This window comes from Pseudomonas flavescens, assembly GCF_013408425.1.
Classification (GTDB): domain Bacteria; phylum Pseudomonadota; class Gammaproteobacteria; order Pseudomonadales; family Pseudomonadaceae; genus Aquipseudomonas; species Aquipseudomonas fulva_A.
This window is the reverse complement of sequence record NZ_JACBYV010000001.1, coordinates 5,132,511-5,147,759: the sequence shown is the minus strand read 5'-3', so window position 1 is coordinate 5,147,759 and position 15,249 is coordinate 5,132,511. Positions and strand designations below refer to the sequence as shown.

9 protein-coding genes are annotated in these 15,249 nt (G+C 63.5%); 3 read left to right on the top strand and 6 right to left on the bottom strand.

All coding sequences use genetic code 11. The annotated features are described in order from the left end of the window. Window positions 1–72: 72 nt before the first annotated feature. Both FHR27_RS23000 and FHR27_RS22995 read right to left on the bottom strand, forming a co-directional pair. A complete protein-coding gene (locus tag FHR27_RS23000; RefSeq protein WP_042552441.1) occupies window positions 73–651 on the bottom strand; it encodes a YceI family protein in 579 nt (192 codons plus the stop codon). Between the two features lie 61 nt (window positions 652–712). Further along, a complete protein-coding gene (locus tag FHR27_RS22995) occupies window positions 713–1,258 on the bottom strand; it encodes a cytochrome b (protein WP_042552442.1) in 546 nt (181 codons plus the stop codon). Window positions 1,259–1,521: 263 nt separating this feature from the next. Between FHR27_RS22995 and FHR27_RS22990 the strand changes: the two genes are divergently transcribed. Further along, window positions 1,522–2,925: an adenosylmethionine--8-amino-7-oxononanoate transaminase gene (locus FHR27_RS22990; RefSeq protein ID WP_179539659.1), complete on the top strand. Its 1,404-nt coding sequence runs from the start codon at window positions 1,522–1,524 to the stop codon at window positions 2,923–2,925. Between the two features lie 44 nt (window positions 2,926–2,969). Here FHR27_RS22990 and FHR27_RS22985 read toward each other — a convergent pair whose 3' ends face one another. Then, complete coding sequence (locus FHR27_RS22985) at window positions 2,970–4,280, bottom strand: OprD family porin (RefSeq protein ID WP_179539658.1); 1,311 nt, start codon at window positions 4,278–4,280, stop codon at window positions 2,970–2,972. Window positions 4,281–4,638: 358 nt separating this feature from the next. On the opposite strand from FHR27_RS22985, the gene FHR27_RS22980 reads away from it, so the two are divergent. Next, window positions 4,639–5,358, top strand: coding sequence for a 16S rRNA (uracil(1498)-N(3))-methyltransferase (locus tag FHR27_RS22980; RefSeq protein WP_179539657.1), 720 nt, complete (start codon window positions 4,639–4,641; stop codon window positions 5,356–5,358). Between the two features lie 180 nt (window positions 5,359–5,538). Next, on the top strand, window positions 5,539–6,063 hold the full coding sequence (locus FHR27_RS22975; protein ID WP_179539656.1) for a cytochrome b: 525 nt from the start codon (window positions 5,539–5,541) through the stop codon (window positions 6,061–6,063). A gap of 86 nt (window positions 6,064–6,149) precedes the next feature. Here FHR27_RS22975 and FHR27_RS22970 read toward each other — a convergent pair whose 3' ends face one another. Genes FHR27_RS22970 through FHR27_RS22960 form a run of 3 tightly spaced genes read right to left on the bottom strand, consistent with a single transcriptional unit; the run spans window position 6,150 to window position 15,248 of the window. Further along, window positions 6,150–6,620: a chemotaxis protein CheW gene (locus FHR27_RS22970; RefSeq protein ID WP_042552447.1), complete on the bottom strand. Its 471-nt coding sequence runs from the start codon at window positions 6,618–6,620 to the stop codon at window positions 6,150–6,152. 49 nt (window positions 6,621–6,669) lie between these two features. After that, a complete protein-coding gene (locus FHR27_RS22965; RefSeq protein WP_179539655.1) occupies window positions 6,670–7,689 on the bottom strand; it encodes a chemotaxis protein CheB in 1,020 nt (339 codons plus the stop codon). Then, entirely contained in the window at window positions 7,686–15,248 is a 7,563-nt protein-coding gene (locus FHR27_RS22960; RefSeq protein ID WP_179539654.1) for an Hpt domain-containing protein, read from the bottom strand. Before FHR27_RS22960 ends, FHR27_RS22965 begins: the two co-directional genes overlap by 4 nt. Between the last annotated feature and the right edge of the window lies 1 nt (window position 15,249).

Genomic DNA, 15,249 nt, shown 5'->3' with positions numbered 1-15,249 from the left:
GTTGGCGTATCAGGAATGCCGGGCAAAAAAACGCCGACCCCAAGGTCGGCGTTTTTCATGCGGCGTTCAGGCTTACTTGCGTACGCCTTCCACGGAGATGATCAGCTCGACTTCCTGCGAAGCCGGACCCAGATCCTTCTCGATGTTGAAGTCTTTCAGCTTCAGTTTGGTGCTGCCCTCGAAGCCTGCACGGTAGCCGCCCCATGGATCGTCGCCCTGGCCGATGAACTTGGCAGCGATCACTACCGGCTTGGTCACGCCGTTGAGGGTCAGGTTGCCGGTGATATCGGCGGTGCCTTTGCCAGTCGACTTGACGGCGGTAGATGCGAAGGTTGCGGTCGGGTTCTTGCTGACATTGAGGAAGTCCGAACCACGGATGTGCTTGTCACGCTCGGCGTGGTTGGTGTCGACGCTTTCGGTCTTCAGGGTGACGTTGACCTTGCTGGCCTCAGGGTTCTTCTCATCGAAGCTGAAGCTGCCGTCGAAATCCTTGAAGGTACCGTACAGCCAGCTGTAGCCCAGGTGGCTGATCTTGAAATTGACGAAGGCGTGCTGGCCTTCCTTGTCGATGGCGTAGTCAGCAGCCATTGCATGGCCAGCGCCCAACAGTGCGGTGCCCAGTGCCAGTGCGGCGAAAGTCTTCTTCAACATGGAAACTCCTTGTGAGATGAAATGAACGACGCCGCGGGGCAACGCCGAAACGGCTTGAAGATCAACGCCCGAAGATACGCAACAGGGTGCGGTCACGGTCGATGAAGTGGTGTTTCAATGCAGCCAGGCCATGCAATGCAGCAAAGATCACGATAGCCCACGCCAGATATTCATGGATCAACCCGGCGATATCGCCCTGATTGGGGATGCTGGTCACGCTTGCCGGCACCTCGAACAGCCCGAACACGCTGATCGGGCGACCGTCGGCGGTGGAAATCAGGTAGCCGGAAATCATCAACACGAACAGGCCGAGGTAAAGGAAGCTGTGGCCCAGCTTGCTGGCCACTCGGGTCAATCGGCCATGCTCGGGCAGCGCAGGTGGTGGCGGGCTTGCCAGGCGCCATGACAAACGGGCGACCATGACCACGAACAGCAGAATGCCGATGCTCTTGTGAATATTCGGGGCTGTCTGGTACCAGGTGCTGTAATAGCTGAGGCCGACCATCCAGAAACCCAGCGCGAATAGACCGAATACCGCAATGGCCACCAGCCAGTGCAGAGACACGCTGACGAGACCGTAACGAAGGGTTGAGTTACGCCACTGCATGGCCTGATTCCAAGGGATGAGAGTCCAGAGATTAGCAACAAACCTATCGACTTAAAGCAGAAATTGTTGCTTTGAAATATCTACTAAACCGATATATACCGCACCTGCTCGCTGGTCAACCAGATTAGTGAAGCCCCCACGGGCGGAGTTCAAAACCCTCTACGCGAGCGGTCGTTTTCCCCGATCAGCGGGCGCTGCGGCAGCAAAACGTCGCCTTGCCGCATCTGATAGGCTTGCCCGCTGTTGATTGAGAGAGCACGTCGATGACTAACCAACACTGGATGCAGCGTGACCTGGAGGTTCTCTGGCACCCCTGTACGCAGATGAAGGATCACGAGCGGTTGCCGCTGATTCCGATCCGCCGCGGTGAAGGCGTATGGCTGGAGGACTTCGAAGGCAAGCGCTACCTCGACGCGGTGAGCTCCTGGTGGGTCAACGTGTTCGGCCATGCCAACCCGCGTATCGGCGAACGCATCAAGGCGCAGATCGACACTCTCGAGCATGTGATGCTCGCGGGCTTCAGCCATCAGCCGGTGGTCGAGCTGTCCGAGCGCCTGGTGCGGATCACCCCGGAGGGCCTGAACCGGGTGTTCTATGCCGACAACGGTTCCTCGGGCATCGAAGTGGCGCTGAAGATGAGCTTCCATTACTGGCTCAACAGCGGCAAGCCGGCGAAGAAACGCTTCATCACCCTGAGCAACAGTTATCACGGCGAAACCGTGGCGGCGATGTCGGTAGGCGATGTGGCGCTGTTCACCGACACTTACAAGGCACTGCTGCTGGACACCCTCAAGGTGCCGAGCCCGGACTGCTACCTGCGCCCGGACGGCGTGAGCTGGGAAGAACACTCGCGGACAATGTTCACGGCAATGGAGCAGACCCTGGCCGACCACCACCACGAAGTCGCGGCGGTGATCGTCGAGCCGCTGATTCAGGGCGCGGGCGGCATGCGCATGTATCACCCCATCTACCTGACCCTGCTGCGCGAAGCCTGCGACCGCTATGGTGTGCACCTGATCCACGACGAAATCGCCGTCGGCTTCGGCCGCACCGGAACCATGTTCGCCTGCGAACAGGCGGGCATCACGCCGGACTTCCTGGTGCTCTCCAAGGCCCTCACGGGTGGCTACCTGCCGATGGCGGCGGTGTTGACCACCGATGATGTCTACAGCGCCTTCTACGACGATTACGCCACCTTGCGTGCGTTCCTCCATTCGCACACCTACACCGGCAACCCACTGGCCTGCGCGGCGGCGCTGGCGACGCTGGATATCTTCGAGGAGGACGGCGTGATCGAGGCCAACAAGGCGCTGGCCGCACGCATGGCCAGCGCCACCGCTCACCTGGTGGACCACCCACACGTCGCCGAAGTACGCCAGACCGGCATGGCCCTGGCCATCGAGATGGTTCAGGACAAGGCCGGCAAGGTCGCCTACCCCTGGCAGGAGCGACGGGGCCTGCAGGTGTACCAGCATGCCCTGACCCGCGGTGCGCTACTGAGGCCGCTGGGCAGCGTGGTGTACTTCCTGCCGCCCTACGTGATCAGCGCAGAGCAGATCGACTTCCTCGCCGACGTTGCCAGCGAAGGCATCGACCTGGCCACTCGCACCTCGGTCAGCGTGGCGACGGGCGATACCCGTTACCCGGGCTTTCGCGACCCGGGCTGAGCGATACGGCAGGCGGGGGTGGCCCGCCTGCCGTCATGTCGCGCTCAGAGCACGCTCAGCGGATACTCGACGATGAAGCGCACCTGGTCGGAGTCCACATCCGAAGTTCCGGAAATGCGGTGCGTCGCCTGACGCAGACGGAACTTGAGATCCTTGGCCGCGCCACTCTGCACCACGTACTGCACGTTCACGTCACGCTCCCAATGCTTCTCGTTGTCGGCGTAATAGCCGTAAGGGCTGGACGCATCCATCTTGCTGCCATCGACATTGTCGCCGCGGATGTACGAGACGTAGAACGACAGCCCCGGCACCCCGTAACTGGCCAGATCCATGGCGTAGGTGGCCCGCCAGGAACGCTCGCCCGGGCCATTGAAGTCGACCAGTTGCGACGAGTTGGCCAGGTAGATGGAATCCTGCGCGCCACCACCGCCAAGCGTCAGGTAGTCGAACGGCTGGTCGCCATGAACCCGCTGGTGGGCGATGGTGAAGGTGTGTGCGCCCACCGAGTAGGCGGTTGCCAGCGACCAGGCGGTGACGTCGATGTCGCCAGCCACGGACTTGCCCTCGTCCAGCGTACGGTAGATGTTGAAATCGACATTCAGTGCCTGCTCGTCACTGAGCGGCAGGTTGTAGATGGCATTGCCGTAGTACTGACGCCACAGGTCTTCATAGCGCGAGGCGTAGGCGCTGAAGCTCAAGGCATCGCTGGCTAGCCAACTGGCGCCCAGATAATCGACATTGCCGCCTTCCACGCCTGGCGCGTAGGTGCTGTAGAAGCCGTCGCGACTACCGGCCTGATTGAAATCCCTGGACGACGTGAAATGACCGGCGTCGATGATCAGCCCGTCGATCTCGGCGCTGGTCAGCTGGAAACCGGTGGCGGTGGCGGGCACCAGGCGGGCGTCGGCTACCGCGATGACCGGATTGTAGGGACGCAACTGCCCGTACTTGAGTTCCGAATTGGAGAGGCGCATCTTCACTGCCCCGCCCAGAGAGCCGAATTCGTCGTCGGCACGACTGGTGGCCGAATCCACCGGCAGCAGCCCGGACCCCGAACGCCCGCGACCGCTGTCGAGCTTGATGCCCATGTAGGCGTTCAGATCGGCGCCAAAGCCGACGGTGCCCTGCGTGTAGCCCGAGCTGTAGTTCAGATGAAACCCCTGGCCCCACTCGCGGTTGTCCTGGGCGCCCGTCGCATGGCGGTCCATGTGCCAGTAGACATTGCGGGTCAGCAGATCCAGCGTGCTGTCTTCGAGAAACCCCTTGGATTCGGCCTGGCTCGCCTGCGCGGTGGAGATGGCCAGAACGCTGGCGCTCAGCGCCATCAACGATAATCCGGTACGTTGCACTTTCATTATTATTCCCTATGCGTGGAATGTGACGGCGGATACTCCGCCCTTGGATCGGGGCAGGCTGCAGCGCCCACGACGATGCACGGCAACAGGTCTCCCCAGCCTGACGTGCGTACGAGTGAGCCACCCGCCCCTTAACCAGCCCTGCCGTGTTGAAGCGCCCCGGGAATGCAGCCCGGGAGCAGAGCCGTTCTTTTTTTACCCTATGGGTTATGGGCGTATCACCGCAACCCTCGATGCCAGACGGAGGCGCACGACCGTCTCAGCATGGCCTGCAGCGATGTGCAAACGCCCTGACGGCCTGCAGAAAAAACGCCACCCGGTTATGCTTGGCCACCCTTAGCCCATACCCGTTACCGCCATGCGCCTTTCCCGTTTCTTCATCGATGCCCCTCTTTCCCTCGGTCAGCACGAGCTGCCGGAGGCCCAGGCCCACTACATCGGCCGCGTGCTGCGCCATGCTGCGGGCGATGCGGTGCAACTGTTCGATGGCAGCGGCCAGGAGTTTCGCGGTGAACTGATCGAGGTCGGCAAGAAGAGCGTACGTGTCGAACTGCGCGAGCAGCTCGCCGGGCAGGCCGAGTCGCCTCTGCACATTCATCTGGGCCAGGGCCTGTCTCGCGGTGAGCGCATGGATTGGGCCATCCAGAAAGCCACCGAGCTGGGCGCCCAGGTGATCAGTCCGATCGTCAGCGCCCGCTGCGAGGTGCGCCTGAAGGATGAACGCGCCGACAAGCGCATGGCGCACTGGCGGCAGGTGGCGATCAGCGCCTGCGAGCAATGCGGACGCTCGGTGATACCGCTGATCAATGCGCCCATCCCTTTGGACGAGTGGCTGCAGCAAAGCCAGGCCGACCTGAAACTGGTGCTGCATCCGGTCGCCGAACCGCTGACCAGCCATGCCCGACCAGGATCCCTGGCATTTCTGATCGGCCCTGAGGGTGGCCTGAGCGACGCAGAGGTGGAACAGGCACAGGGCGCCGGTTTCCATGCCGCGCGCCTGGGTCCGCGCGTGCTGCGCACGGAAACCGCGCCGGTGGCAGCGCTGGCGGTAGCCCAGCACCTCTGGGGCGATTTCTGAGCCCGCAATGGGTGAGGGTTTGCACGTGAACTCGTCGAAAACCGGACTGTTTCTTTGACAAAACGGGCCTACAGCCGCTATCAATCAATGACGACAAAACCACAAAAAACGTCTGGCCAAATGGGTATGATCGCGCGCTGAGAGCTGGCACGCAGCGGGTGCCTGATGAGAGGCGGAACCATGAAGCATCGCTATTCGAGCACCCAGATCGGCCTGCACTGGCTTACCGCCCTGCTGGTGCTCTGCACGCTGTTTCTGCCCTATGGCCAGGATCTGGTCGCGGACTTGCTGGGCGGCACTGGTGGCGTGTTCACGCTGCACAAGTCCCTGGGCCTGACGATTCTCCTGCTCACCGTGGTGCGCTTGCTGGTACGCGCCCGCCACGGTGCCCCGCACCTGCTGCGCGATAGTGCGATCTGGCAGCGCCGCGCCGCCAAGGCCGGCCACATAGCGCTCTACCTGTTGTTGCTGCTGATGCCGTTGAGCGGCCTGCTGTTCGGCAGACGCCCGGTGGAGCTGTTCTGGCTGGTGCAAATCGACCCGTTGCCGCTTTCCGATGGCGCAAGAGCACTTGCCCGCCAGTTTCACCTGACGGCCAAGTACCTGCTGTTCGCACTGATTCTGGGGCACACGTTCATGGCGCTCTGGCACCACTATCGGCTGCGCGACGGGGTGCTCAGAGCGATGCTGCCGCGTCGCGGCTGAAGCCCCGAGAGTTGAACACGCGCCAAGGCAAAGCGGTTCGGGAGCGCACGCTCACGCGAGCGCAGTTCACTCGATGAGCTGACGACTCAGATCAGCTCGGCATCGGCCAGCAATTGCTCCAGCCCTTCCAGATCGGGGATGCGCAGCACCGCATCATCCACCTTCACCGCTGCAAGCTCGAGGGCGGCCAGCGGCACATCCGCACGCGGCAGGTCCTCGGCAACGCGCAGCGAGCGAGGAATGCCCTGCACCAACAAGGCGATGAACTTGACGTTCGGGCGCCCACCGAGGGCATTGAGGATGGCGATACGGGCCCCGTCCCCCACTGCCGCCTGGCCGCCGGAGGCCGCCTCGAAAGACAGCAGTGGCAGGCGCAGGTCACGCCAGGCTACCTGACCGAGAAACCAGTCAGGCAGGCCAGCCATCGCTGGCGGGGCACGGTAGGGAATCAGCTCGGCCACGGCCACGTTGGGCAGCAGCAGCGTGCGATCGGCCAGCGGCACGACCAGACCGGTCAGGCTGCTGACGCTGTTCTGGGTAACGACGGCTTGGCTCATGAAGACATCCTGTTATGCAGCGAATTCATTGGAAGAAAGGCACACGTGGTCAGCGGCACTGCTCGACGAGATGGTCGACCAGCGCAGCGGCCAGCTCGCGTGGATCGGCGCTGAAGCTGCTGTAACCGCCCTCGCGCAGGCTGTCAGGCATGCTCGAACACACGCAGCTATCGGCGCGCTGCGTCCAGATCACCCCGCCCTGACGCTTCACGTAGGCAGCGGCCGCACTGCCGTCGCTGCCCATGCCGCTGAACGCGATGACGCCGCTGCACGCTGCATAGCGCTGCGCCAGGTTGAGCATCATCTGGTCGATCGACGGGCTGTAGGGTTCGGGCCAGGCCCGTGCCGTGACCTGCAGGGCTCCGTCGTCGGCGAAAGCCAGCTCGTTGCTGACCGGCACCACGACCACCTCACCGCAACGTACGCTGTCGCCATCGCGCACGGTGCCGACACGCCACTGGCTGTGCCGACCCACTGCCTGAGGCAGCGTCGTCTCGAAGCTGGGATCGATATGCTGGGCGTACAGAAACCCGACCGGCAAACCGCCAGGCAGGGCATCGAGAAAAGCTTTCACCGCCGCTGGCCCCCCCAGAGATGCCGCCAGCAACCACACCTGCTTGGCGGGCTCGCCGACTTGCAGTGGGGTATTGGCCAGCACCGCCGGTAGCTCGACGCGCCCGGGGCGTTGCGCCTCGGCGAGCACACCCTCCAGGCTTGCGCCTGCCGCCAGAGCCGGATCTCCAACCAGTTTTTTCAGTTTGCCGACCAGACGCCGCTCCCAGCGCGGGTAATGCTCTGAACTGCGCTCGGGCGCATGGCCCTCGCCGAACAGCACTGGCACCCTGGAGTCTTCCATCAAGGCATCGATCAGCGGCAGATCATCGGACTGAGCCAGGTCGACCAGCCACAGCTCGGCCTCGCAGGCCTGCAGCGCAGCGTCATCGAGCCGCGCCGGATCACTGTTGAGTACCACCTGATAACCATTGCTGCTCAACGCCTGCTGCAGCACGTGGCGCTGCAGGGAGGTGTCGGCGATCACGGCAATGCGTGCTGCGCTCTGTTCGCTCATGGGCGTTTCGCCCATTTTTCGATGGCGCTCAGCAACAGCGACTCCTGGTAGGGCTTGCCGAGGTATTCGTTGACGCCGATGCTCACGGCGCGCTCACGGTGCTTCTCACCGGTACGCGAGGTGATCATGATGATCGGCAAATCCTTCAGCCCTTCATCGTGACGGATCAGGTTGGCGACTTCGAAACCGTCCATGCGCGGCATCTCGATGTCCAGCAGCATGATGTCCGGGCGATGTTCCTGAAGCTGGGCGATGGCGTCGACCCCATCCTTGGCGGTCAGCACGTTCATGCCGTTACGCTCCAGCAGTCGGCTGGTGACCTTGCGTACGGTCACCGAGTCATCCACCACCATGACCAGGGTCGGACGCTCCACTTCGGCCTCGAGCGCCGCGCCAGCGTCGGCGGACAGTCGTGGACGTACCTGATACTGCAGATGCGCATGCAGCTCACGGATGGTCGCCAGCAGGTCGAGAATCACCACCACGCGGCCGTCGCCGAGGATGGTCGCGCCGGAGATACCGTGCACCGTAGCGAACTGCGGCCCCAGGCTCTTCACCACGATCTCCCGCGAACCGGCCAGCGAGTCCACCTGCACCGCCACCGTGTGCTCGCTGGAGCGAACCAGGATCACCGGCAACGGCAGGCTCTGGCCAACCAGCTTGGGATGCTGACCGTTGTTCAGCAGGTCACCCAGGTAGCGCAACTCATAGGCCTGGCCGGCATATTCGAAACGCGGCGCGTCCGGACCGTAGTAGGCCTCCAGTTCGTAGGGCGAAACCCGCACGATACCTTCGATGGTGTTCAGCGGGATGGCGTACAGATCTTCGCCGGAGAGCACCATCAGCGCGCGGTTGACCGATACGGTGAACGGCAGACGGATGCGGAACGTGGTGCCCTGACCAGCGACCGAGTCGATGCTCATGGAGCCACCGAGTTGCTTGACCTCGGCGTTGACCACATCCATGCCGACGCCACGCCCGGAAATCTGCGTGACCTTTTCGGCGGTGGAAAAACCGGCCTCGAGGATGAACTGCAGAATCTCGTGTTCGCTGAGATCGGCACCGGCGTCCATCAGGCCGCGTTCGATGGCCTTGCGACGGACGGCGTCGAGGTTGATACCGGCGCCATCGTCGCTGAGGGTCAGCACGATGTCGCCGCCCTCGCGGGACAGGCCAAGGCGGATGCTGCCCTGCTCCGGCTTGCCGGCATCGCGGCGTGCAGCCGTGCTCTCGATGCCATGGTCGACGGCGTTGCGCAGCATGTGTTCGAGCGGTGCGACGATACGTTCCAGCACCGTGCGGTCCATCTCGCCATCGGCGTTGCCGACGATGAACTCGACCTGCTTGCCCAGTTCGCTGGCGACCTGACGAACGATACGCCGCAGGCGTGGCACCAGACGATCGAAAGGCACCATGCGCGTACGCATCAGCCCTTCCTGCAACTCGGTATTGACCCGCGCCTGCTGCAGCAGCAGGGTTTCCGCATCGCGGTTACGCGACGCCAGGGTTTCCTTCAGATCCAGCAAGTCGGAAGCCGACTCGAAGAGGGCTCGCGACAACTGCTGCAGCTGAGAATGGCGGTCCATTTCCAGCGGGTCGAAATCTTCGTAGCCAGCGCGCTCCGCCTCGGCCTGATAACGGCTGAGAATCTGCGCCTGGGTCTCGGTATCGAGACGGCGCAACTGATCACGCACGCGGTCGATGGTGGCTTCCATCTCGCTGAGCGTGAAGCCGAAGTCACTGACCTGCTGTTCGACACGCCCACGGAAGATCGAAGTCTCACCCGCCAGGTTGACCAGGCCTTCGAGCAGATCCGCCGGCACCTTGACCAGCTCCTGCGGCGCACGGCGAGAGGCCGCTTCTTCAGCTGCCGCCTCGGCACGCTGCACGAAAGGCAGCACGCGATGCTGGGCGTGCGCGACAGGCTGCTCACTGGCGGCAACGATGGAGGTCACCGCACGAACGGGGGCTTGCTCCGGCTCCGCGGGGCGCTCATCCACAGGCTGTTGCTGCAAACGCAGGCGCAACTCGTCGAGGCTCTTCTGCAGCCCCTCGAAACCGGATTGCACGTCGAGGTAGAGGCTTTCCGGCCAGGGCGCACCCTGGATCTGGGCTTCGGTGAGGTGCTGTTCCAGGTCGTGGCTCTGGTCACCCAGGTGTTTTTGCCCGGCGAGGCGTGCACCGCCCTTGAGGGTGTGCAGCACACGCAGCAATTCATCGATGGCGCCCGTGTCGTCACGGCGCTCTTCCCAACGACCGATGCCTGCTTCCATCGCTTCGAGCAATTCGTCTGCTTCTTCGAGGAAGATATCGAGAATGTCCTCCTCGTTATCAAACGCCTCGTCGTGAACCGCACGCAACGGTACCGCGGTGGGCATGCTGAGCTGCTCGTCGGGGTTGGCGCGCAAGCGGCGGATGGTTTCGATCAACTCGTCGCCACCGGGTACAGGGCGATGGGCACGCACCGCATCGAGCATCTCCGCCAGGCGGTCATGGCAGGCCTGCAACAGCTCGAAGAGCATGGGGCTGGCGCGCAGACGGCCATTGCCGAGATCCTCGTAGAGGAACTCCAGTTCGTGGGCCAGGTCACCGATCTCGCGGATTTCGGCCATCCGCGCACCACCCTTGAGGGTGTGCAGATCGCGCTGCAGCGATTCCAGGTCGAGGCTGTTGTCGACGTCATCCATCCAGTGCGACAGCGCCGCGCCGGCACTGTCGATGATGTCGAAACCCTCTTCGAGGAAGATTTCCACCAGTTCCGGATCACGATCGTCGCTCACCGCAGCTTGCTGAGGCTGCAGCGGCTCTGCGGGCTGGACGTTGTCAGCCATGTTCAATGGCTCGATGAGCGGCGCGTCGTAGGGCTCGATCGGCGCAGTGTCTTCAGGCTGCGGTTCGAACGCATCGAGCGGCTCTGGCGACGGCGGCACATGCGTCTCCACGGCCAGCTCGTCCTGCCCGCCACGCTGGCGGAACTGACGAATCGCCGTGACCAGCTCATCCGCATGCTGCGCGGGTTGGCGCTGATGCAGGCTGTTGAGCATGCTGACCAGCAGGGCATGGCCCTGCTGCAGGCTGTCGGTGACGAAGGGCGATACGCCATAGCGACGATCTACCAGCCCCTCGTAAAGCGCTTCGAGCTCATGGGCCAACTCGCCGATCGGCACCACCCCGGCCATGTTCGCCCCGCCCTTGAGGGTGTGCAGGTCACGTTGCAGTGAAGACAGCGCGGTACGATTGTCCGGCTCCGCCAACCAGCGTTCCAGGGCCAGACCGGCGCTGTCGAGAATGTCCACGGCTTCTTCGAGGAAGATGGACACCAGTTCGTCGTCGGCTGCATCGACTGGCAGTGTCGAATCGCTGCTCTCGTCATTGGCCGCATCGACGCCCAGAGATTCTTCCAGAGCACGGGTGGCTTCATCGAGCTCGACCACTTGCAAACCGGGCACGTCTCCAGAGAGCAGTGCCAGCTTGGCGGGATCGAGCGCTTCATCGAACAGGGCCCGCAACGCGGCGACGCGTTCGGGGCTGGCACTGACCTCGAGGCCGGCCGCGACCTGATCCATCATGCTGACCAGGGCTTCGTGGGCCTGCTCGGCCTCATCGAAGAAACGCTCGCTGACCGCCAGGCTGCCGTCTTCCACCGCACCGTAAAGATCGAGCAGTGCCTCGCACAGCTCGTCGATCTGCGGAAGTTCGGCCATTTCCGCACCGCGGCCGAGGGTCGTCAGCTCCTCCAGCAGCGCACTGAGCTCCTGACGTTCGGAGGGGTGCTCGCGCCAGCGGCGCAACAAATCTTCGGCATCCAGCAGGATATCCATGCCTTCGGCGAGGAAGATGCTGATCAGCTGCGGATCGCGGCTTTCGCCCGGTACATCCTGGCGCTGGCTCTCGGCATGCTGGATACGCTTGTCATGCAACTGCTGCACGCGCTCCAGGTATGCCTCGGTACCGGGAAGCGGCCGCAACGGATCGCTTTCCAGCTGCGCCAGCCCCTGACGGAACAGCGCCTGGGCTTCGACCAGCACTTCGGCTTCGGCTAGATCCAGCGGCAGCAGGTTGGCCTTGAACTCCTTGACCATCTTCTCCAGCGGCGCAGCGACTTCGGCCATTGGCAGGATGCCGGCCATGTAGGCACTGCCCTTGAGCGTATGCAGGGCACGCTGCAGGTCATCGGTCACCGGCTGCGGCAGCTCCCGTGCGCAGTCATCGAGAAACGCGGACAGGGTTTCGAGGTGGGTTTCCGCCTCGTTGCGGAAAATCTCCAGCAACTGCGGATCCAGCACCTCGCTTTCATCGACAACGGCAGCGGCAGCCTCGATCTCGCCCGCGGGCTCGGCTACCGCGGCAGCCGGGGCGTCATGCTTTGGGAGGCTAAGCCCCTTGGCCAGCGCATGCGCGTCGGCGGCCAGGCGGTCCACGTCATCACGCTGACGCTGGGCTTGAGCGGCGAACTCATCGACCAGCTCAGGCATCAGAGCGACGACCTGACCGATGACCTGCTGGACCTCGGCACCCGGCTGGATGCTGCGGTCGAGCACGCGGTTGAGCAGGTTCTCTATCGACCAGCCCAGCTCGCCGATGACCAGCGCACGTACCATGCGGCCACTGCCCTTGAGGGTGTGGAAGGCACGACGCACTTCGATCAGCGCTTCCCGGTCCTCGGTATCGGCGCACCAGCGCGGCAGGAACTCGGCGATGGTTTCCAGAACTTCGCCCGCTTCTTCGATAAAGACTTCACGCAGCTCTTCATCGATAGGTTCTTCGTCGGCAGGCGGCGGCAGCAGGCTTGGCGGCACGTCCAGCGCTGGCGGATTGATCGCCTGCACCGGAGCGGCCATCACGTCGGCCATGGAAATGGCTTTGTCCGCGGCAGGCGCCTCGAGCACGGCAGGCTCGGGCATACCGGGCAATTCGACTTCCGGCAGTTGCAGATCGGCCAGATCGACGTCGTCCCACTGCACGTCAGTGTCGGTATCGAGATCCAGCGATTCGAGCTCCAGCGGCTGCTCTTCGAAGCCCTCTGAAGGCAGATCCAGGGCGGGCAGCTCATTGGCTGGACGATCGATATCGACCAGATCGAGGCGAGTCTCCAGTTCCTCGAGCGACCACAGCGTATCCTCTGCCGCGCCCTGTGGCTGCTGCAGGTCAGGCGTTTGCGACAGGCCGGACGATTGCTCGTCGAGATCGAAAGACCAACCATCATCGGCCAGCGACGGCTTGCGATCCGTGCCAGACAGGGCGTCGAGTTCACCAAGATCCACAGGCTCGGCTGCGGAAAGCGCCGCGTCATCCAGGGTCAAAGGCGAGCGGTCTGGCTCGTCGACGAGCAGGTCGCTGTCGTCCAGCGACCAACTGTCGTCGGCGATCGAGGCCTTCGCATCGGCGTAAGGATCTTCATCCAGATCGCCAAGATCGATGGTCGGCGGCGCCGTCTCGGGTTCGGCAGAGAGCACGGTCCGAGGCAACTCGTCGTTGTCCTGCGGCCAGCTGTCATCGGCCACCGATGCCCGTGCATCGGCGCGGGGATGATCCTGCTCTTCGGTATCGGCAGTTTGCGCGGCTGAAGACCAAGCCGCCTCGGGCTCGGCGGCAAGCGGCGCCTGGGGCTGGGCGTCATCACTCTGCGGCCAGCTGTCGTCGGCCACCGATGAGCTGTCGTCAGCAGTAAAAGCCGTGTCGGGGTCGCCAAGCTCGAGCGCTGGCTCATCGGCTGGAAGCGCCTCGGCGAGCGGTGCTTCATCGCTACGCGGTGCGGGCTCTTCAACGACGCTGTCGAGAACCGGCGCGGCCAGCACATCGATATCGTGCAGCGGGTCATCCAGCGGCGCGGGCTCTTCGTCGAACGATGCGGCATCGAGAATCGACGGTTTTTCCTGCAGCGGATAGCCGAGTGCCGCGAGACTTTCCTCGGCGACATCGAGAATCAGGTCGCCCTGAGTCGCGTGATCCTCGGAGAGGCGCTCCAGGTAGTACTCGACGCTGGTGATGGCGTCGGCCAGGGTATCGAGGTTCTGCCAGTTCGGCACCGCCTTGCGGGCCAGCAGTTGCTCCTGGATGTAGCGGTTGCAGGCGTTGAGCAGAGCGGCGGCGCGATCCAGAGGGATCATTGCCAACCCGCCACGCACCTGGGTCAGGAGTTCCGGCACGCGGGCCAGGTGCTCGTGGTTCCATTGCGAAGCGATGAATTCGATGATCGCGTCCTTGGCCTGTTCGAGGCCATTGCGCGCTTCCTTGATCACCAGCTGGTGAATCTGCCCCACGTCGGTGGTCGGCAGGTGGCTTTCCTCACGCTTGCCGCTGTCGTTCTGGCCGACCATGCCGGTCAGTGTGGCCTCGACGTAAAGCAGCGCACCGGCCACGTCCATCAGCACCGCATCGCTGGGTTCCTGAGCACCTTGCGCCAGGGCACGCACGACATCGAGCTGGTCGACGATGACCTTGCGCGGCTGGGCGAAGCCGAGCACGGCGAGGGTATCGGCGATCTGCTTGAGAGGCACCAGCAGCGCCTCGAGATCTGCAACCTTGGCACGGTCGCTACGCACGAACAGGTCGAGGCTGTCCTTGACCCTAACCAGTTCTTCGCACAGCGCGCCAACCACCGAGCGCATCGCATCGCGGTCAGGACCAGCCAGGCGGGCGCGTTCCTCGTCGACCACATCATGATCAGGCAGCGCGTCGTCGAGGCTGTAGCGATCTCGCAGCACGCGGTTGCGCGGTGACTGTGGCGACGCCTTGGCGACATAGAACAGAAGGTTCTTGGTGAGTTCGTCAGGCGCCGGCTGGTTGATGCCATCGGCGCCCTGCTCGGTCAGACGCTTGAGTTCCTTGTCGACCTGGCGCAACAGCGTGCGTACGGACGTACCGTTGGCCACGCTGCCATTGGACAGCCCTTCGACCACGCCCGATGCGATCTGCCAGAGCGACTCGAGGGGCGAATCCTTGCACAGGGTTTCCAGGCGCGCGAAAACCCGCGCCATGTAGCCAAGGTTGGTGCCCAGATCCTGCTGGCGGATGACCCCGACCAGCGCGACCTGCAGCATCTGCCGAAGCTTGCGCAGCAAGGCTGGCAGCTCGGCGGTACGCAGTTGGGTCAGCGACTCAGGCGAAAGAGCGGAGGCGCGGGCGGACAGATCGGGAGAGAACAGGCTGGTTTCCGACAGCAGCTTCTCGCCCCGCGCAGCGCGCAGGTCGTTGAGCAACGGCAGCACGACCATCGGCAGATCGCGGCGGGCGGTCTGGATGCGATCCAGATAGATAGGCAGTTGCAGGATCGCCTGCATCAGCACTTCCAGCGCCTCGCCCTGATTGGCCACGCGACCATCGATCAGCGCCTGGGACAGGTGCTCCATTTCCTCGGCGAGCAATGCCGCGCCGAAGAACTCGACCATCTGCAGGGTGCCGTGAACCTGATGCACATAGGTCTGGCAGAAACGCATGCGTGTCGAATCCTGCGGATTCTCGACGAACGCCTCCAGAGCCTGTCGCGCCTGCTTCAGGGTTTCCGCGATTTCGCCCTTGACCCATTCCAGGGCGACATAGTCGTGCCGATCACCCATA

Bases quoted from the DNA above. Each gene is read 5' to 3' on its own strand.
- FHR27_RS22990 (WP_179539659.1), top strand. From the start codon at position 1,522: ATGACTAACCAACACTGGATGCAGCGTGACCTGGAGGTTCTCTGGCAC.
- FHR27_RS22960 (WP_179539654.1), bottom strand. From the start codon at position 15,248: ATGGGTGATCGGCACGACTATGTCGCCCTGGAATGGGTCAAGGGCGAA.
- FHR27_RS22970 (WP_042552447.1), bottom strand. From the start codon at position 6,620: ATGAGCCAAGCCGTCGTTACCCAGAACAGCGTCAGCAGCCTGACCGGT.
- FHR27_RS22985 (WP_179539658.1), bottom strand. From the start codon at position 4,280: ATGAAAGTGCAACGTACCGGATTATCGTTGATGGCGCTGAGCGCCAGC.
- FHR27_RS22965 (WP_179539655.1), bottom strand. From the start codon at position 7,689: ATGAGCGAACAGAGCGCAGCACGCATTGCCGTGATCGCCGACACCTCC.
- FHR27_RS22975 (WP_179539656.1), top strand. From the start codon at position 5,539: ATGAAGCATCGCTATTCGAGCACCCAGATCGGCCTGCACTGGCTTACC.
- FHR27_RS23000 (WP_042552441.1), bottom strand. From the start codon at position 651: ATGTTGAAGAAGACTTTCGCCGCACTGGCACTGGGCACCGCACTGTTG.
- FHR27_RS22980 (WP_179539657.1), top strand. From the start codon at position 4,639: ATGCGCCTTTCCCGTTTCTTCATCGATGCCCCTCTTTCCCTCGGTCAG.
- FHR27_RS22995 (WP_042552442.1), bottom strand. From the start codon at position 1,258: ATGCAGTGGCGTAACTCAACCCTTCGTTACGGTCTCGTCAGCGTGTCT.